Below are 18,937 nucleotides of genomic sequence, written 5' to 3'. Positions count from 1 at the left end.
GGACTAGTTCATTTGGATGAGATTGCTCACACCCGACAGGAGCGAGCCGGTATCACCGGGGTCGACATCCTCCTGCATGACGATACTCGCGGCGTTGTTGATGCCCGTCATGAGCGGCTGAGGCATGGCCACGCCGAACCACAGAATGCAGGCGGCGAGGAGCACTTCAGGAATAATCGCCATAACAGGCAGCTCCTTCTTCTCCATACCTTCAGGCTTCTTGCCAAGCACGGAGCGTGCAACCACGCCAACCAGGGCGCAGACGACAACCGTGAGGGCAAGAGCCAGCAGGATGAGCAGCCACATCATGTCGCTCTGATAGCCGGCAACGAATGCGCCGATCTCGGAGGTGAACATGGCGAACGGCGGGAAGCCGGACAGGGCGAAGAAGCCAAAGGCCAGGAGCACCGCCGTGGCAGGGGCGGCTTCGATCACGCCGGTGATCTTGCGCAGGTCACGCGTACCGTACTTCATAAGGATGTTGCCGGAGAGGCAGAACATGAGCGCCTTGGTGAAGCCGTGGAATACGCAGTGCAGCAGAGCCGCAGCGATACCGATGGGGCCGCCGAAGCCCAGGCAGAGGGCAACGAGGCCGATGTTCTCGCAGGAGCTATATGCCAGCTTGCGTTTCAGGTCGTCCTGCGTGTACACGGCGAACGCCGCAACGCACACCGAAAGCAGGCCCAGCGTAAGCAGGATCGCGCGAGGGAACGTCACGCCGATGCTGGCAACGGCCAGCACGTAGAAGCGGATGATCACGAGCAGCGCGCACTTCAGCAGAACGCCGGAGAGCAGAGCCGAAACGGGGCTGGGAGCCTCGGAGTGAGCGTCGGGCAGCCACGTGTGCATGGGGAACAGGCCCGCCTTGGTACCGAAGCCGATTACCACGAACGTGAACGCGATGGTGACGACCGTGGGGTCGAGCTGACCGGCAATCGGCACGATAGACGTCCAGAAGGCAGCCTGCGTGTTGTCGGACATGACATCGGCAGCGTTCGCGTAAATGAGCAGCGTACCGTACAGACCGAAGGCAACGCCGGCGGTACACACGATAACGTACTTCCAAGCAGCTTCCAGAGCCAGCTTGGTTTCGTAGCAGCCGACCAGGAACACCGTAGCCAACGTGGTGGCCTCTACGCAGATCCACATCATAATGATGTTGTTGGACGTAGCAGCCAGCAGCATCGTGAACAGGAACAGGCTGAAGAACGAATAGTAGTTCTTAACCTGCTGAGGCTTCATATGACCAGCCTCAACGTCGTGCTGCACGTACGGCACGGAGAACACGCCGACAAGCATGCCGATAACGCCAATGAGCGTTACGAACACGCTGGAGAGCGAGTCGAGCCTAAACCACATGCCAGCAGCAGTGATGGTCTGGCCGGACGTGAATTCGCTCACCACCAGAATCATCGAAATGATGAGCACGCTTGCAATGGACAGCGTATGGATTACCTCATACAGCGTCTTCGAAACGGAGCGAGCAGGCAACACGGCCATGAGCAGCGTGGCGGCCAGCGGCACTACCAGCAGCACTATGAGCATAGTCGAAAGATCCATGTGTTATCACCTACCCCCTCAGGTTCATAAGATCGTGGGCATCGAGCGTTTTGTTCACGCGATGAATCTTGCAGGCGATAAACACCATGATGATCACCGCAAACACGGCGTCGGTGGCAATACCCGTTTCCACCAGACCGGGAGCGTTGGGTGCCAGCAGAGCCAGCGTTACATGAGAGCCGTTCTCCATCAGGCAGTAGCCAAAGACCTGCTTCATGATGTTGCGCTGAGAAACGATGCACGTAAGGCCAATGGCGAAGTGCGCAAGTGAAATGGCCAGCGCGGGATGCACGGCCGCTGCCGTCGGCAGAGAAATGCCCATAACCGCCAGGTAGCAGACAACCACTTCGGCGATTACCAGCAAGACGCAACCAACCGGGGACAGCTTCGAAGGGAGCTCGACATCGGCGTCGTCGCCCATCTTCTTAATCGTGTAGAGCATAATGCCCGGAACAAGCACTACTTTCGTAACGAACGCCGACACGGACCACATATAAAGCTCGGTCGAACCGGTGGTGGCGCCAAGCGTAGCGAACATCGCCACGATCACGAGCGACTGCAACGCATACATGTAGGCAGCCGAACGCAGCTTACGGGCGAGCACCACGAGCGTGGAGGTGATAACCAGGACGCAGCCTAGCAGGTTGACGATCAGAAATCCTGTTTCCATTAAGGGCACCTCCTAACCAATCCAGGCTGCGGCGAAGAAGCCGGAGCAGAACGTCATGATGATGAGGACGATGAACACGCCCTTCATAGCGGCGGGCACGGGAGCCGAATTCTCGACAACCTCGCTGGGCTCGCCGAACATCACCGAACCCATCCACTTCAGGAACCACATGAAGCAGACAACCGTTTCGATGAGGGCAATGACCACGATGAACAGCAGCGGGCCATTGTTAGCAGCAGTCAGGAAACCGCCGCTGAAGATGTAGAACTTGCTGAAGAAGGCATTCATCGGAGGGCAGCCAGCGATTGCCAGGGCGGCAACGCCAAAGCCAATGCCCAGAATGGGGCGCTTCTTCAGGACGCCGCGCAACTGAGGCAGCATGCGGGTGCCCATGGTGCAGCTGAACGCACCAGCCAGCAGGAAGAACAGGGTCTTGGCCCAAGCATGGTTGAAGATGTGCATAACAGCGCCATCAAAGGCCATGCCGCTTCCGAAGATGTAAAAACCGAAGCCCAGGAAGATGTAGCTGAGCTGGCTGATCGTGGAGAACGCCAGCAAGCGCTTCATGTCGTCCTGGGGCAGGTACATGAGGAACGCGAAGATGCAGGTGACGATGCCGCCGATGACGACGACCCAGCCCACAACCTCGTTCACCGTGCCGGCGCAGATAAGAGCGCGGGCGAAGATGCACACGCCAACCTTAACCATGGATGCGCCATGCAGATAGGCAGAAACAGGCGTGGGGGCGTTCATGGCGGAAGGCAGCCACATGTAGAACGGAATCTGCGCGGACTTGCCCCATGCGGCAAACAGGATTGCCAGCATGACGAACGTCTTGGGGCCATCAGCAAGCGAGCCAATGGCGGTCAGCTCGAACGTACCCGTCTGGGCGAAGAGAACCGCCGTGGCGATGTAGAGGCCCAGCGACGCAATGTGCGTAACGATGAGGGCCTTCATAGCCGACGCGCGGGCGATATCGGTGTTGTAGTAACCGATGAGAGCCCAGGAGCAAGCACCCGTGATCTCGAAGAACACCAGCTGGCCGATGATGGTGGAGCTGTATACCAGACCCGCCATGGCAGCAATGAAGATGATGAGGAACGCGTAGAAGCGCCTACGCGGCTCGTCGGGATGCTCGCGATTCGTGGGTGCCATGTACGCCGTAGAGTAGATGACGACCAGCAGACCAATGATGACGAAGGTGGGTGCGAGCAGGCAGCTCACCTTGTCGAAGACGAATCCCATTACTGGGACCGTGCCAAACGAGAGCCAGGTTACCGTAACCGGCTCCATGCCACCGCCGACGAACTGTGCGCCGACCAGCACGGTGGCAAGAGAGGACAGCGCCGCACCCGTGATGCAGATACCCTTATCAACGCGCCTCGGCGAGATGATCGTGAGGAGCGCGCACACGAAAGGCACGAGAATGGATGCACTTGCGAACAATGTCATGTCTCATTCCCCCTTTCGTTAAATACCCAGCACGCAGAACGCGAAGGCGCAAACGGTAACTGCGACCACGAACCACGTCTGACGACCAGTGATATTCCAGCGAACGCGGCTGACCACGTTTTCCAGAACCATGGTGATGAACAGGATGACCAGCATCTTCAGCACGTAAACCACCGTGCCAAGAGCCACGCCAAAGAAGCTGAAATCGACCGAGCTGCCAAAGGGCAGGAAGATGGCGATAAACAGCGTGGCCATGATTGCCTGCTTCATGGGCATGGCGATATGCATCATGGCGAGCGCAGGGCCGCTCATTTCAGCCAGAGGGCCCTCCTGCAGTTCCTGCTCGGCTTCCGCCAAGTCATAAGGAAGCTTGCCCATCTCGATGTAGCAGTCGACCGCGAAGGCAACGCCTGCAACAACGAATGCGATGGGGTTGGCAACGGAACCAGCGCCCACGGCAACGCCCATTTCGGCGATGTTGGTGGTGCCGCAAGCCAACGCAGCTACGAACAGGGCCAGCATGAGGGAGGGCTCGACGAGCGTACCGATGAGCAGCTCGCGAACACTACCGGTGCCAGCGTATGCGCTTCCGGAATCGAGGCCGGCCAGGCCAAAGAAGAAGCGTGGCAGCGCAAGCAGGTACACGATCAGGATCGCGTCGGCCAGCGCCGGGATGGGGCTGACGCGCGTGGCCATGGGCAGACCCATTGCCAGCACGAACATGGTGCCGATGTAGAGCGGCGGAAGGATACGCGAAATGTTGCTGGAATGATTGCTGTGCACATCCTGACGTTTCAGCAGCTTCGCAATATCGTAGTAATCCTGGAATACGCTTGGTCCGCGACGCGTGTGCATCTTGGCGCGGAACTTGCGCGCGATGCCCGATACCAGCGGAGCGAGCAGCACCAAGAGGATGCCCTGCACGAGAGCGATAACAATTTGAATCGGTTCTAGCATGTGAAGCACCCCCTTACATGAATACGACGCCGAGGATCAGGAACGCGACCAAGGCAACCACGACATAGCAGATGTATACGCGGAAGTCGCCGCCTTCCAGCTTGCTCGACTGGCGCGCAAGCCATTCGACAAACTGCGCCGTAGGATCGACCAAAGCAAAATCGCCCCAGTTCTGAACGCGATATGCCCACTTCGAAAGGCCCTGGAACATGCGAGCGCATGCGGGACTCTGCGCAGACAGGCTGTCACGCATACGATAGAACGGAGCCCAGAAATGCTTCACCTGAGCGCCAACGCTGTTGGCCACCAGGGGCATATCGGGAGTGGGGTTGTAACCGCAAGCCCAGGGATCGGGCGTATTGGAAACACCACCCGTGCTCTTCGCGCGAACCACGGCCCAGACGGCAACGATGACGCCGATGAGCAGAATCGCGACGAGAGGCGTGGAGATAACGCTCTCCAGAACGGGATTGACCAGGTTCGCACCATTCGCGGTACCCGCAATGGCGGTGCCAGCAATGCTAGCGGCAGCCTGAGTGAGCGAAGGCACAACCCAGGGAGCGCAAACGCCCAGGCCAACGCAGATGATTGCCAGCAGCACCATGGCTAGGCGCATGGGAGCAGGAACTTCCTTGGCGTTGGCGGCCACATCGCTGCGAGCAGCGCCCAGGAACGTTACGCCGTAGGCCTTCACGAAACAGGTGACGGCAAGAGCGCCCGTGATGGCCAGCATGACCGCGCCGAAGGCGCAGACTACCTTCACCACAGCGTCGCCCGACATTGCAGCGGTGAACAGACCCTGATAGGTGAACCATTCGGACACGAAGCCATTCAGCGGCGGGATGGCGGAAATGGCCAGCGAGCCGATGAGGAAGCACACAGCCGTGGTGGGCATGACCTTGCGCAGGCCACCCAGGATTTCCATGTTGCGCGTGCCCGTGGAGAACAGCACCGAACCAGCACCCAGGAACAACAGGCCCTTGAACATGGCATGGTTGATAAGGTGGAACAGACCAGCAAGCAGGCCGATAACGGTAAGAGCGGCCGAACCGGTGGCAGCGCCAATGAGAGCGATGCCAACGCCCAGCAGGATGATGCCGATGTTTTCCACCGAGTGATAGGCAAGCAGACGCTTGATGTCATGCTCGCCCAGAGCGTAGGCTACGCCGAGCACGCTGGAAACAGCGCCGAAAAGCAGCACCATGATGCCCCACCACAGTTCAACCTGGCAGGCGCTCAACAGGTCGAAGCCAACCTTCACAATACCGAAGATGCCAATCTTGATCATGCCGCCGGACATCAGCGCACTCACGTTGGAAGGCGCCGCGGGGTGAGCCATGGGCAGCCAAGAGTGGAACGGAATCATACCAGCCTTGAAACCGAAGCCCAGGAACGCAAGCGTGAAGCAGAGGCTCGCGATAACGGGCGAGAACTGCGCGGAACGGAACGCCTCGAATTCGAAGCTGCCCGTGAGCGCGGCCATGGTAAGGAACGACACCATGATCATGAAGAAGCCAACGTGGGCCATCACGAAGTACATGAAGCCGCCCTTGATGGAAACGTCGTTCTGCTCGGTGATAACCAGGAAATAGCTGGTGAGCGACATGAGCTCGAAGAATACCAGGAACCAGAAGGCGCTATCGGTCGTGCAGACGCAGTTCATGGACGCTACGAACAGGTTCATGAAGAACGCCATAGCCGAAATGCCCTTGCCACGGTAATCGTCGAAATACGAGAAACCGTAGATCCACGCCGCCAGAGCAAGCACGGAAAGGACCGTTACCATGATGCCGGACAGGGCGTCCAGACGAAGCGTGAACGCAAAGAACACGGTACCCATCTGGAAGGTCTGCACCGAACCGGTAATGGCTCCAAGACCAGCAATCAACGAGGCGATGGCAGCGATTACGCCAAATGCGCAACCCACCGTCTTGCCCGCGCTTTCATTCTTTCCGCAGAGAAGCGACAGGATGCCGCCCACCGTGGAGATGCCTAGTGAAGCAATCAATAGATTCATGGCTCTCTACCTCCCTTCCTTGTCGTGTTCTTGCTGTTGGTCGAAGTTTTCGACAATAACCATGTTCCCCTTGATGGCCTCGAGGCGCTTTCCCTCGATTTCGGTTGCGTCGTCGTCGCACTCCACCAAACGCAGGGCGTTGGTAAGGCACGCGTCGACGCAATGGGGATGGCCGTGGTCGTACTCGCACAGGTCGCATTTGACCGCAGCGGAGTAAACGCCGATTTCCCACTGGAGAATCGGGTCGGTGGAAGCGGGGAACGTAGGAGTCTTGTACTCCGTGCCCGCAACGCCCGAAATGGGCGTACCGAACATGTGGATAGCCCCGAACGGGCAGGTGACTGCGCATAGCTTACAGCCGATGCAAACGTGCTCGTCTACACGCACGCAGCCGTCATCGCAAATCGTGATTGCATCTACCGGGCACACGCGAGCGCACGGAGCGCCTGAGCAATGATGGCATGTTACTGATGCCACCACGTCTCGGCTCTCGTATAGCGCCAAACGCGGCTCGTCAAGCAATCCGGCATTGCGATGCCCTTCGGCGCACTCCGCGCGGCATGTGCCACACGCAATGCATCGATTCGGATTGATTGCGATAAAGCGATTCATGAATTCACCCCTTTGTGTGAAACTCGTTCTCTCCTCCGCGCCCGCGTATCGCTTCCACGGGCGCGCCCTAGGCGCGGGGTCTCGTCTTGTGACCCCGCGCGACGCTCCTCCTATCACTAATTAAGAACCGCCACCGATTCGCTTCCCCGTTCGCTGCGCGCGAACTGCTCATCGGCCAATTCGCTGAACTGACCATCTGCTGCAGTTGCCAGGCGCTCCTTGAGCTCCATGTACAACTCCATGCAGTGTTCTTCCGCCCACACCTGGTCGTCGATTCGTTCAACCTGACATGCGCTGTATTTGTCCTCGGGCGTATGCGAACGTGTGTCCACATGGTGCAAGGCCAAATCGTTGCACTTGCCGATCCACCACTGATACGTCATGTAGACGGCGCCGTCATTGACGCGGTCATCTACGAAGGCACGCGTGATGATCTTTCCGCGGCGAGAATACGCCCAGATAAGGTCGTTATGCTTGATGCCTCGACTCTCGGCTTCCTTGGGGCTGATATGCGCGTAACCAGGCTCGTCTGCCAGGTCGGCAAGCTCGCGGCAATTGCCCGTCATGGAGCGGCAGCTATAGTGACCCACTTCGCGCACCGTGCAGAGCACCAACGGGTACTCGCGGTCGGGCACTTCCGTGGGGCCCTCGTAATCGCAGGCCATAAGCTTGGCCTTGCCATCGGGCATGCTGAAGTTGCCTCCCAGGAACAAATCGGGCGAACCCGGATGGTCGAGCGTGGGACACGGCCACTGCGCGTAGCCCAGGCCTTCCATCTTCTCGTACGTGGCACCATATGCCGCAGGCCACAGGGCGCGGCATTCCTCGTCCCAAATCTGCTTCGTATTCTCGTAATGCATGGGGTGGCCCATGCGGGTGGAGAGGTCTGCGATGATATCCCAGTCATCGCGGCATTCGCCTTTCGCGGGTACCGCTTGGCTGAAGTACTGGAACGTGCGGTCGCAGGCGGAAAATACGCCTTCGTGCTCGCCCCAGCTGGTTGCCGGCAGGATAACGTCGGATATCTCGGCCGTCTGCGTCATGAAAATGTCGAGCGTCACATTGAATTCGAGCTTCATGAGCTGCTCTTTCAACTTCTTCGCGTCGGGCTCGGTCTGCAAGCCATCTTCGCCCATGCAAACGAAAGCGCGGACTTTCCCCTCGTCCACCAGGTGACCGATGTCGGTGATCTTATATCCCACGTGATCGGAGAGCTTTTCAACGGGAATATGCCACGCATCGGCGAACTTCTGCTTGATGGCCGGGTCGGTAACGCTCTGGTACCCAGGGAAGAAGTTCGGCAGGGCGCCCATGTCGCAAGCACCTTGCACGTTGTTCTGCCCGCGTACCGGCGCGAGACCCGAATTCGGCTTGCCAATTTGGTGGGTAATGCACGCAATGGCGGCGCACATATGCACCGCTTCCACGTTCTGAGCGCTTTGGCAAACGCCCATGCCCCAGCACAGAATAGAAGAGGGCTCTGCAGTTGCATACATGCGTGCCGCCTCCCTCATCATGGCCGGGTCGATACCCGTAATATCCTTCGTGGCTTCGGGAGAGTATTTCTGCACTACTTTCACGAAGTCCTCGTAACCTGTCGTATGCTCGCGCACGAATTCCTCATCGACCAGACCCTGCTCGATGATCGCGTACGCGAACGAGTTAAGGAATGCGATATTGCAGCCGTTTTTAATGGGCATGTAAATATCAGCAATTCGCGCCGTCTCGATGAAACGAGGATCGGCAACGATGATCTTCGCGCCCTTTTCCTTGGCGCGCACGATACGGCGTGCAACCAGGGGATGCGAAGTGTTCGGGTTGTAACCGAACAAGAACAAACAACCAGCGTCCTCCATGCCAGGAGTACCGCAACTCATAGAACCTGCTCCAACTGTGTCAATCAGACCGACGACTGTGGGCCCGTGTCAAGTTCGCGCGCAGTTATCTATGTTGTTGGTACCCAGGCATGCGCGAGCGAAACGCTGCATCGCCAAGTTGGATTCGTTGCCCGTGCCACGCGACGACCCAGTGGTCATGATGGCGTCGGGACCATACTTCTCCTTGATGGCGGTAAGCTTCTCCGCCACGTAGTCGAGCGCAGTATCCCAACTAACGCGCTGGAAAGGCTTGCTGCGAGACGTACGCATCATGGGGTGGAGCAGGCGTGGCGTTAGGATCTTCGTATCGTTGATGAAGTCATAGCCACTCCAGCCCTTCAGGCAGAGTTCGCCCTCGTTTGTGAGACCCATTAGCGGTTCAGCGCCGACAACCTTCTCGTTTTCCACGAGAAGGTTGAACTTGCAGCCTGTTCCGCAATATGGGCACACAACCATGTGCTTCTCCATATTGCCCTCTCTCTCCTCTTCCGTGCGCAGGCCGACGCCTTCCATCCGGCGCCGGCCTGCGCGACCTACTAAAACCTTGCGGCAAAAGTCTGAGACGCCTCGGCAGCGTTCAGACGTTTGTCCCTGACATTGGCGTCGATGTCTCGCTGATCAACCAGCGAGAGCGCGCCCGAGGTGCATGCCGAAATGCATGCCGGGCCTTCGGGCCTATCGACGCAACGGTCGCATTTCACGACAACGGGGGTGGTGCGAGCAGAAAGCTCGACATCATTTACTTGGTAGGGGCGGAAGATCTCCGCGACGTCTACCGCACCGAACGGGCATGCCATTACGCAGCCGCGACATCCGATGCAGAGAGCAATGTCGACGGCAACGCGATTACCGTCGCGATAGAGGGCGCCCGTGGGGCACGCCGCCGCGCAGGGGGCGTCCTCGCAATGACGGCAAACAACCGGCGCAGTAGTATCTGCGTCGGCATGCACGACATTGAGGCGCGAAATGGGCACATCGCCCGGCTGGAAATGCTTAACCAGGCATGCGGTCATGCATGCCTTGCATCCCACGCACTTACGCGGATCTGACACAACAAACTTGCTTCCCATAAAAGTCCGTCCTTTCCCTCTCGCTTCTCCCGAGCGACTCGTATGGGGAACCTGATTAGGTTGTATGCAAGAAATTCATATTTGGAACAAAGGACATCACATTTATGTTTTGTCCTTCAGAAGAGTGATCACGTTCAAAATTTCGTGAACTCGATATGAAGAAGATTACCGTTTTGACATCGTATCGTCAATTAAGCGAAGGGTATTATTAATTAGTCTATTCGTATCACCCCTGATAGTTCCTGTGATTCTCGAAAGACACTTTTTATTACCAGATTGCAACTCAAAGTAATCTATCTTAGTTGAAAATAATTGGATATTACGTTTGTTATACACAGATTTTGAACAATAGAGAGAGCGCTACGCAAATCGGGCAAATTTCGGAAAACACGAATGTGTTACATATTCTTTCTGTTTCCTGGGCTTTTGAGTTTTTAGAAAAACAAAACCGCGTATTTATGCGCAAGCCAGGCAACGTAAAAACAGGGCACCTTATTACGCTCGAAATCGCCGGTTTCGAAGCCCGAAGGAAAGCGGCAAAAACGCCGCCCTCAACACAACCGATTCACGATACGTTCACATGCCGAAATGAAGAGTTGCGAAGCCGTCACAACTTCTCTAAAAAGCCAGGTAAAGCGCCTAAAATTCGCTGCTTGAGCGCCTTTTCGCGTCGCCTCCGAACCGATCCGCGCACGGCCCCCCCGTAAGGGCACGGGAGGACATATTTCGCTTAACCACGTTTTTGGAACCCAAAAACGCTCTGACCTTGCACTTTGTATCTAGATAGTATTACGGAAGTTATACGTAATTTACGACATTTTACCGACATCATGGCAGCAAGATCCTGCAATAGCATCACTGAACGGCATTGTTTCCCCAGGTGAGAGTAATTGCACTACCAACTCCCCCTCGCCCAGTACACCCTATTCTTAGTAGAGAATATATTGACAAGAATTATGGAGGTTTATAGAGTTTCGGTAGCCCATATGTAAGACGAGACATAGGGCGCTTCTTTTCTGCGTTTCATCATCAGCACAATCCCACTTCCTATTCTGCAAGGAAGAGCTGTAGGGCATTCCCCTGCCCATTTCAAAGAGCGCATGATCTCGCCTTCAAGGGTCAGGAGAGGGTTTTATCCAGCCAAGAGAAGGAGACGATGGTGGACGGAAACAAGTTCATCGTCGGCGATGCTGGACTCTGCATTGGATGCAGGACCTGCATGGCCGCGTGCTTTGACAAGCACGACATTGTTGGTGACGTGGCTATCCCGCGCCTCAACGTAGTTTCTACCCTGAAGGTATCTACCCCTATCGCATGTCGTCATTGCCAGGACGCTCCCTGCGCCCGCGCATGCCCCGTCAATGCGCTCTATCACGAAGACGATGGCCGCGTGGCCATGCGTGAAGATCGCTGCATTGGCTGCCGCAGCTGCATGATGGCATGCCCCTATGGCGCTATTCAGATTGTCGGCCGTCCCGAAAACGTATACACCGGTTGCGCGGACGAGCTCTTCATTGGCGAAGCTGGCAACCCGTACATCGTCAAATGCGATCTCTGCCACGATCGCGAAGACGGACCCGCATGCGTCGGAGCCTGCCTGACTGGCGCACTGCATGTCCAGGACAACGTCTCCTTCGATACGTCTCGCAAGAACAAATGGGTTGAAGCAGCCGAAGCGGCTGGCGCGCTTTCGAGCGTTCCCCTGAATCCGGTCCTTGCCTAGCAGAGAGAAGAACACTATGGAAAAGCATATGGCGGTCTGCCCGTACTGCGGAGCAGGCTGCAAGCTCAATCTTATTGTCGAGAACGGCGTTGTCGTAGATGCCGAGGGCATCGACGGCGTCACCAATGAAGGCGAGCTCTGCCTGAAGGGCATGTGCGGCTACGACTTCATCAACGACACGAAGATTCTCACTCCCCGCATTCTGCACCCCATGATCCGCCGCACCAAGGGCGGTCCGCTCGAGCGCGTGAGCTGGGACGAAGCTCTCGACTTCACCGCTAAGAAGCTCATGGCCATCAAGGAAGAGTATGGCCCCGACGCCATCATGACCACCGGCTCTTCCCGCGGTCCCGGAAACGAAGCCAACTACGTCATGCAGAAGTTCACGCGCGCTTGCATCGGTACCAACAACATCGATAACTGCGCCCGTACCTGCCATGGCCCCAGCGTTATCGGCCTCATGGACACCCTGGGCTCTGGCGCCATGAGCGTATCCATTCCGAACATGGAAAAGGCTGACTGCATCTTCCTGTTTGGCTACAACCCCAGCGCGTCGCATCCTATCGTTGCCCGCCGCATCGTGAAGGCAAAGGCCCGCGGTGCCAAGCTCATCGTCGCCGACCCGCGCGTTACCGAAAGCGCCCGCATCGCCGACATCTACATGCCCATCAAGAACGGCTGCAACCTGGCCTTCATGAATGCCTTCGCAAACGTCATCGTGAACGACGGCCTGATGGACAAGGAATTCGTTGACGCTCATACCAACGGCTTCGACGAGTGGTGGAAGGTCATCTCCAAGTACACCCCCGAATACGTACAGGACATCACGGGCGTCGACCCGGCTACGTTCCGTCGCGCCGTGCACATGTACGCCGAGTCCCCCAACTCCATCATCGGTTGGGGCATGGGCGTTACGCAGCAGAACCAGGGCGTCAAGACGGTCCACACGATTGCCGCCATCGCCTGCATCACCAACCAAATCGGCCGCGATGCCGCAGGCGTTGCTCCCGTTCGTGGCCAGAACAACGTTCAGGGCAGCTGCGACATGGGCATGTGGCCCAGCCTGTTCCCCGGCTACCAGAAGGTTGCCGACCCGAAGGCGCGCGCCAAGTTCGAGCAGGCATGGAACCTCCCCGAGGGCTTCCTGTCCGCCCGCGAAGGCTTCAAGCTCACCGACGTGCCCCATGGCGCGAAGAGCGGCGAGATTCGCGCGTTCTACAACTTCGGCGAGGACCCGGTTCAGACCGAGCCCGATTCTACCGACATGATCGAATCGCTTAGCAAGCTCGACCTGTTCATCAGCCAGGACATCTTCATGACGCAGACCACCGCTCTGGCCGACGTCGTTCTGCCCGGCACCAGCTGGGGTGAGCATGACGGCGTGTTCTCCGCCAGCGACCGTACGTTCCAGCGCTTCACCGCTGCCGTGCCGCCCAAGGGCGAGTGCCGTCACGACTGGGAGATCTTTGCCGACCTGTCCACGCGCATGGGCTACCCGATGCACTACAACAACACCAAGGAGATTTGGGACGAAATGCGTGAGCTGTGCCCCAACTTCTATGGCGCCACGTACGAGAAGATGGAAGGCACGGGTCATGCCCAGTGGCCTATCCCCACGCTCGACTGCCCCGGCACCCCCACGCTGTACAAGGGCGGCCAGTTCACCACGGCCGACCACAAGGCCATCCTGATGGCTCACGACTACATCAAGCCGACCGAGACGCCCGACGAGGTATATCCGCTCGTTCTGTGCACCGTTCGCGAGGTTGGTCACTACAGCTGCCGTTCCATGACGGGCAACTGCCGCACCCTCACCGCGCTCGCCGACGAGCCGGGCGAGATTCACATGAATCCTGCCGACGCAGCTGCGCGTGGCATCAATGACCAGGACATCGTTCAGGTCAAGTCGCGCCGTGGCTCCGTGTACACGCGTGCCATCATCGACGACCGCATCAACAAGGGTGCCGTCTACATGACCTACCAGTGGTGGATCGGCAAGTGCAACGTCCTCACCATGCACCAGGTCGACCCCCTGTCCGGCACGCCCGAAGACAAGCACTCCGCTTGCCAGGTCATCGCCCTTCCCGATCAGGTTGCCGCAGAGCGCAAGGTTACCGCTCTGTACAACGAGATGAAGGACTTCCTGGCCGGCGAAGCCGCTGCTCAGGATGAGGAAGTTAAAGAAGCACAAACCATCCTTGCATAACTAGCCTCCTCAGCCTCATGCTGTAACGGGCGGCCCCTCACGGGGTCGCCCGCGTGCTTTTACGCCGTAGCATTTCCCGATGCGCTTGCGCCGCGCCGAACGAGGGAGAACAATACGAACGGAAGACACGCGAACGAAAGGGCAGCCATGAGCACGCAAACCGAACCTCTGCGCCTTGCATGTGACACGCATACGCACACCATCTTTTCCCGCCACGCATACTCCACCATCGAAGAAAACGTGCGCACCGCCGCAGAACGCGGCATCGAGCTGCTGGGCAGCACCGATCATTTCAGCGACATGCTGTACCTGCAGCGCGACATTCGCAACTACCAGTACTACAACAACTACCGCGTTTGGCCGCGCGAATGGCACGGCGTAAAGCTGCTGCATGGCGCCGAGGCGGATATCGTGAACCTGCACGGCGACCTGTATGGCGCCGACGACGTATTCGCCACCAGCATCGACGGCACGCCCGTAGAACCCATATCCATGCAGGACTACGTCTTCCGCCGCTGCGACTACGTAGTAGCCAGCGTCCACAACAAATGGTTCGCACGCAACGCCACCATCGCACAGGCAACCGATATGTACGTACGCGCCCTGGAGCATCCGAAGGTGCTCACGCTGGGCCACTCGGGCCGCTCGGGCATCCGCTACGACATCGATACCGTGCTAGAAGCCGCCCGTGTGAACCACAAGCTCATCGAGATCAACGAATACAGTTTCACGCACGTGGAGAAATCGCACGAGATGTGCCTGGAGATCCTGGAGCGCTGCGCGGAGACCAACACGCCCATCGCCGTGAACACCGACAGCCACATCTCGGCTGAAATCGGTGACTTCCACTATGTTCCCAAGCTACTGGAAGAGATGCACTTCCCGCGCGAGCTCATCGCCACGCGCTCGGCCGAAGCGTTCCTGAACGCCCTGCGTGCCGCAAATATCGCACCTGCCGAAGAGTGCGAGCCCATTCCCGGGCTGTAAGCGCCACAAGCCACCCGACACATCAGAAGGAGCCTGCGCGCCATCTCGGCCGCAGGCTCCCTTTCGCATGGAGGGAATTGCCCCATGTCGAGCCCACCCCAACAGTGAACAGCTGCAACATGGAGCCCTATTGCAGTCCCAAGGCGCGTATCAACCACCAGAGCAAGCCAAAGAGCAGCAAGGATACCGCCACCGCAATGAGCAAGACGGGCACGTTCCTTCGCGTAGAACCGCGATCGATGAGGGGAAATCGTCTGCGCAATCTGCGCTTGTCCGCAGCGAACCAAAGAAGCACGACAGGAAAGACGAAGAACAGAACGGCAATCGCTACGACGAGAAAAACCTTCATACCCATCGGCCAGCCAACCAACAACAGCGGCTTGTTCGCCCAGGCGAATCCAACACTCGCCGTCCAGGTCACGAACAGAATGAGCAGCAGCGCATTCCATGCGACACCCACCCCTACAGGTACGCTCGAACCCTGCTGCGCTCGAGGAGCAACGCGGCCCTCAAGCGAGCAGAGAAACGCCTCCTTGAGCTCACGCGCCGACTGAAAGCGGTCATCGGGGTCGAACGCCATGGCCTTTCTTGCCACCGCAGCCAACGCTTCCGGCGCACCCGAAAGGCAGCATTCCCCTTCCCCACCAAATCGAACGGGGTCGCGCGCCATCAGGCAAAAAGCGAGTAACGCGCCCAGGCCATACACATCGGTGCGCACGTCGGTCTGGCGAAAGCCATATTGCTCGGGCGCCGCATACGCAGCCGTGCCAAAGTGGGCAGTGTCGGCAGTAGCTTCCTGCTTATGAATGCGCGCGACGCCGAAATCGACGAGAACGGCGCGAACGCGACCATCATCAGCCCCATCGCACATGACATTCGAAGGCGTGATATCACGATGGATGATAGGGCCCACCGAAGCATCATGCAAGGACGCTACGGCATCGCACACCTGCGGAAACACCGTTGCCGTAAGGGCCATCCGTCGCTCGGGATGCGCAAGTATGCGCGAGCGCAACGACGTGCCACCCACGTATTCCATAAGCACTTCAAGGGAATCAATAGCGTCATACACGCCGTACAAGCGAGGCAGGTTGCGCATCTCCCCACCTGCCTGCTGCTCCCGCCAGAGCAAACCATACGTGCCGCCCACCTGGCGCTTATCTGCTTCACCAGAAAAGATCTTCCGCACATATGGCCCATCTTCGGAACCATCGGAATTGCGACGATACACGCGCTGCGTTATCTCAAAGGGAGACTCCTTCAACACAGCATCAACGCGATACAGCTCGCGCTCTTCGCGCGCCTGCAGGTAGCTGCTTAGGTCCTGATGTAGAGAGTCTTCGTTCATACAGGCCATCGTACCAAAAGAGGGGCCGCATACCGCGACCCCTCACCCAACGGAATTCGCCAAACGCTACATGACTTCGGCAAGCTTCTGCGTAACGCGTGCGCTCACTTCGGTGTAATACGCCAGATCGGCAGTGGAGAGCGAATCCTTATCGATAGCGTTGTACTTCTCCATGAACGAACTGTACTTCGACATGATGCTGGAATACTTGCTCAGCAACGACGAGACATTGCCCGAGCTCTTGTACTCCTTCATGAAGTCGACGTACTCGTCAATGAACGCCTCATACTCGTCCAGGAAGGACTTGAGTTCAGGCGTTACCTCGCTATCGCTCGAGGAGCTAGACGAACTGGAAGAACTGGAGGAACTGGAAGATGAAGAAGAAGCAGCCTTAAGGCTTTCGTACGCCTCATTGTATGCTGATTCGCTAATCATGGAAAAGGTTATCAAATCGCTACCCTGCGTTAGAAGAAGCTTGCCGTTCGACAGCTGCCACTTGTCGGAACTATCAGTTTCAGAGCCAGACATTCGCACCGTCGCATTTCCATCACCAGCATCCGTCCACGTAAAAGATTGCTCACTAAGACCATCCGAACCAGGCGCGACTAGCAAACCAGAACCATCCTCTTTCATCGCAACCACGATATTAAGGCCACCGGATCGCGCCTTATCAATTTGATCGGACGTATACGACGTGCCACTAATTTTCCCCGACTCTATCTGCCAATAGCCCACAAACTCGCTCTTCTGCTCCTGAGCAGTCGAAGACGAATTCGACTGCTGCGATCCAGACCCCGAGCAACCCGTCATGCACGCTCCAACCACGAGCGCAGCAACCACCACGCACGCGGCAAACACGCTGCGAATTCTTATCCCTGCGTTCATAATCTACCCCTCTCAAACATATGAAACACTCCATTACGACACCACCCAGTTTGGTTGAGGCGAAAAGCGATTTCATTAACTGCCAGTTAATGAAGCGCCAAAAAAGTTCGGGTAGGGTACCCTTGAAACAGAAAGGAAACCCATGCAAGAACCGCTAACTGACAAGATGCTCGACGAGCTGCTCAACGCTCCCAGCGTTGACGAGTTCATCGATGGGCACGAATTCACCGAGCGTTCGCTTTCGGAATACCTGCAGACCCTGCTAAAGGAAAAGGGTCTTGAAGAGGCCCAGGTTACGCGCATGGCCAACATCATCCCCACCTACGGCTACATGATCTTCAAGGGGCAACGCCGACCAAGCCGTAACAAAGTCCTCCAAATCGCCCTTGCCATGGCGCTGAACCTCACCGAAACCAACCGCGCGCTCGAAGCGGCTGGCGCAAGCCTTCTATACTCGAAGAATAGGCGCGACGCCATCATCATCTTCTGCATCGACCGCGGTTGCAGCCTGCAGAAGACGAACGAAGAGCTCTACCGCTTCGGGGAGGAAATCATCGGCTAGCAGCTTGGCGGCACCCCACGCATAAGCCAAGCGACGAGAAACCCGCGAGCAAGCACGCGCCCGCGGGTTTCTAGCATTTGCATGCAGCAGACCCGAATGCCTAAAGCGCTCCCGCATGCCTTAGGCGTCACGTTCATCACGCACGAAAAACGCCCGGCCGCATAAGCGAACCGGGCGTTGCAGTGTTGTTGTAACCAGGCCGAACTACAGGCCCAGAGCCTTCTTCAGGGAAGACACGCGACGGCGGGAAACGGGAACCTTTTCCTCGCAACCGTCGAGCGTGAGCAGCAGCGTGCCGCCGGACACCGACTCCACTTCCGCAACCTGAGAAAGGTTGACCAGATACCCACGATGCACGCGGAAGAATCCGTGACCATCGAGGCGCTTTTCCAGCTGGGCCAGGCTGACGGTGCTGAAGTATTTGTCGGTATCGGTCTGCAGGTACGCGTAATCGTCGCGCGCCATGACATAGCGGATGCTGTCGATGCCGATAAGAATCTTCTTGCCGCCCTTTTCCACGGGGATGCGCTCGAGCTTCTGAACCTTGGCATGCAGCGCCACGTGTTCCTTCACGCGGGCGATTGCCTGAGACAGGCGCTCGGTTTCCACGGGTTTTACCAGATAATCGATGGCATTGACCTTGAAGGCATCGATGGCGAACTCGCTGTACGCGGTAACAAACACCACGGCCGGCGGGAACTTCAGATGCTGCAGGGCGTCGGCCAGCTGCAGGCCGCTTGCCTCCGGCATACTGATGTCGAGGAACATGACATCGCAGGGATAGTCCTTCAGCTTCTCGATAGCTTCGCGCACGCTGGCAGCCTCGGCAACGACTTCCGTCTGGCCGAGCTCATCGAGCAGGAACTTAAGCTCTGAACGAGCAGGAGCTTCGTCATCAACGATAATAGCTTTCAGCACCACGTGGTGCTCCTTTCAACCGGTCTACCCCACATATTGTGGTGGTACGCATCGATTTACCGTTCCAAGTATATGACAACGCATGCCGTTTAT

The 18,937-nt window shown here is 57.7% G+C and carries 15 protein-coding genes; 4 read left to right on the top strand and 11 right to left on the bottom strand.

The window, feature by feature from the left end:
- Positions 1-3 precede the first annotated feature (3 nt).
- From E7002_RS08890 to E7002_RS08855, 8 genes are all read right to left on the bottom strand, one after another.
- The gene (locus E7002_RS08890) at positions 4-1,560 is read right to left on the bottom strand and encodes a hydrogenase 4 subunit F (RefSeq protein WP_303728548.1); all 1,557 of its coding nucleotides are present in this window, start codon (positions 1,558-1,560) and stop codon (positions 4-6) included.
- Positions 1,561-1,570: 10 nt separating this feature from the next.
- Positions 1,571-2,230, bottom strand: coding sequence for a hydrogenase 4 membrane subunit (gene hyfE, locus E7002_RS08885; protein WP_303728546.1), 660 nt, complete (start codon positions 2,228-2,230; stop codon positions 1,571-1,573).
- A 12-nt stretch (positions 2,231-2,242) separates the two neighbouring features.
- Positions 2,243-3,682, bottom strand: coding sequence for a hydrogenase 4 subunit D (locus tag E7002_RS08880; protein WP_303728545.1), 1,440 nt, complete (start codon positions 3,680-3,682; stop codon positions 2,243-2,245).
- Between the two features lie 18 nt (positions 3,683-3,700).
- Positions 3,701-4,639: a respiratory chain complex I subunit 1 family protein gene (locus E7002_RS08875; protein ID WP_303728544.1), complete on the bottom strand. Its 939-nt coding sequence runs from the start codon at positions 4,637-4,639 to the stop codon at positions 3,701-3,703.
- Between the two features lie 13 nt (positions 4,640-4,652).
- Positions 4,653-6,656 carry a hydrogenase 4 subunit B gene (hyfB, locus tag E7002_RS08870; RefSeq protein WP_303728543.1) on the bottom strand — a complete coding sequence of 668 codons (2,004 nt, stop codon included), beginning with the start codon at positions 6,654-6,656 and terminating at the stop codon, positions 4,653-4,655.
- A 6-nt stretch (positions 6,657-6,662) separates the two neighbouring features.
- Positions 6,663-7,268 (bottom strand): 4Fe-4S binding protein, encoded by a 606-nt coding sequence (locus tag E7002_RS08865; RefSeq protein WP_303728542.1) that lies wholly within the window; start codon positions 7,266-7,268, stop codon positions 6,663-6,665.
- Positions 7,269-7,384: 116 nt separating this feature from the next.
- On the bottom strand, positions 7,385-9,613 hold the full coding sequence (gene fdhF / locus E7002_RS08860; RefSeq protein ID WP_303728540.1) for a formate dehydrogenase subunit alpha: 2,229 nt from the start codon (positions 9,611-9,613) through the stop codon (positions 7,385-7,387).
- Between the two features lie 68 nt (positions 9,614-9,681).
- Positions 9,682-10,215, bottom strand: a complete 534-nt coding sequence (locus E7002_RS08855) for a 4Fe-4S dicluster domain-containing protein (RefSeq protein ID WP_303728539.1) — start codon at positions 10,213-10,215, stop codon at positions 9,682-9,684.
- Positions 10,216-11,371: 1,156 nt separating this feature from the next.
- On the opposite strand from E7002_RS08855, the gene E7002_RS08850 reads away from it, so the two are divergent.
- The 3 genes from E7002_RS08850 to E7002_RS08840 all read left to right on the top strand — a co-directional run bounded on the left by E7002_RS08850 (position 11,372) and on the right by E7002_RS08840 (position 15,131).
- A complete protein-coding gene (locus E7002_RS08850; protein WP_303728537.1) occupies positions 11,372-11,938 on the top strand; it encodes a 4Fe-4S dicluster domain-containing protein in 567 nt (188 codons plus the stop codon).
- A gap of 16 nt (positions 11,939-11,954) precedes the next feature.
- Entirely contained in the window at positions 11,955-14,144 is a 2,190-nt protein-coding gene (gene fdhF / locus E7002_RS08845; protein WP_303728535.1) for a formate dehydrogenase subunit alpha, read from the top strand.
- 147 nt (positions 14,145-14,291) lie between these two features.
- The gene (locus tag E7002_RS08840) at positions 14,292-15,131 is read left to right on the top strand and encodes a phosphatase (RefSeq protein ID WP_303728534.1); all 840 of its coding nucleotides are present in this window, start codon (positions 14,292-14,294) and stop codon (positions 15,129-15,131) included.
- A 127-nt stretch (positions 15,132-15,258) separates the two neighbouring features.
- Here E7002_RS08840 and E7002_RS08835 read toward each other — a convergent pair whose 3' ends face one another.
- Together E7002_RS08835 and E7002_RS08830 are read right to left on the bottom strand one after the other, a co-directional pair.
- Positions 15,259-16,479, bottom strand: coding sequence for a serine/threonine-protein kinase (locus E7002_RS08835; protein ID WP_303728533.1), 1,221 nt, complete (start codon positions 16,477-16,479; stop codon positions 15,259-15,261).
- 66 nt (positions 16,480-16,545) lie between these two features.
- A complete protein-coding gene (locus E7002_RS08830; protein WP_303728532.1) occupies positions 16,546-17,364 on the bottom strand; it encodes a DUF6591 domain-containing protein in 819 nt (272 codons plus the stop codon).
- Between the two features lie 142 nt (positions 17,365-17,506).
- Between E7002_RS08830 and E7002_RS08825 the strand changes: the two genes are divergently transcribed.
- Positions 17,507-17,926: a hypothetical protein gene (locus E7002_RS08825; protein WP_066659947.1), complete on the top strand. Its 420-nt coding sequence runs from the start codon at positions 17,507-17,509 to the stop codon at positions 17,924-17,926.
- 204 nt (positions 17,927-18,130) lie between these two features.
- Here E7002_RS08825 and E7002_RS08820 read toward each other — a convergent pair whose 3' ends face one another.
- Positions 18,131-18,844 carry a LytTR family DNA-binding domain-containing protein gene (locus tag E7002_RS08820; protein ID WP_066664661.1) on the bottom strand — a complete coding sequence of 238 codons (714 nt, stop codon included), beginning with the start codon at positions 18,842-18,844 and terminating at the stop codon, positions 18,131-18,133.
- Positions 18,845-18,937 lie beyond the last annotated feature (93 nt).

The sequence above is a fragment of the Denitrobacterium detoxificans genome (assembly GCF_015062615.1).
Taxonomy (GTDB): Bacteria; Actinomycetota; Coriobacteriia; order Coriobacteriales; family Eggerthellaceae; genus Denitrobacterium; species Denitrobacterium detoxificans_A.
Note: the sequence above shows the minus strand (reverse complement) of the source record. Positions and strands in the feature narration are given on the sequence as shown.

Bases quoted from the DNA above. Each gene is read 5' to 3' on its own strand.
- E7002_RS08890 (WP_303728548.1), bottom strand. From the start codon at position 1,560: ATGGATCTTTCGACTATGCTCATAGTGCTGCTGGTAGTGCCGCTGGCC.
- hyfE (WP_303728546.1), bottom strand. From the start codon at position 2,230: ATGGAAACAGGATTTCTGATCGTCAACCTGCTAGGCTGCGTCCTGGTT.
- E7002_RS08880 (WP_303728545.1), bottom strand. From the start codon at position 3,682: ATGACATTGTTCGCAAGTGCATCCATTCTCGTGCCTTTCGTGTGCGCG.
- E7002_RS08875 (WP_303728544.1), bottom strand. From the start codon at position 4,639: ATGCTAGAACCGATTCAAATTGTTATCGCTCTCGTGCAGGGCATCCTC.
- hyfB (WP_303728543.1), bottom strand. From the start codon at position 6,656: ATGAATCTATTGATTGCTTCACTAGGCATCTCCACGGTGGGCGGCATC.
- E7002_RS08865 (WP_303728542.1), bottom strand. From the start codon at position 7,268: ATGAATCGCTTTATCGCAATCAATCCGAATCGATGCATTGCGTGTGGC.
- E7002_RS08855 (WP_303728539.1), bottom strand. From the start codon at position 10,215: ATGGGAAGCAAGTTTGTTGTGTCAGATCCGCGTAAGTGCGTGGGATGC.
- E7002_RS08850 (WP_303728537.1), top strand. From the start codon at position 11,372: ATGGTGGACGGAAACAAGTTCATCGTCGGCGATGCTGGACTCTGCATT.
- fdhF (WP_303728535.1), top strand. From the start codon at position 11,955: ATGGAAAAGCATATGGCGGTCTGCCCGTACTGCGGAGCAGGCTGCAAG.
- E7002_RS08840 (WP_303728534.1), top strand. From the start codon at position 14,292: ATGAGCACGCAAACCGAACCTCTGCGCCTTGCATGTGACACGCATACG.
- E7002_RS08835 (WP_303728533.1), bottom strand. From the start codon at position 16,479: ATGAACGAAGACTCTCTACATCAGGACCTAAGCAGCTACCTGCAGGCG.
- E7002_RS08830 (WP_303728532.1), bottom strand. From the start codon at position 17,364: ATGAACGCAGGGATAAGAATTCGCAGCGTGTTTGCCGCGTGCGTGGTG.
- E7002_RS08825 (WP_066659947.1), top strand. From the start codon at position 17,507: ATGCAAGAACCGCTAACTGACAAGATGCTCGACGAGCTGCTCAACGCT.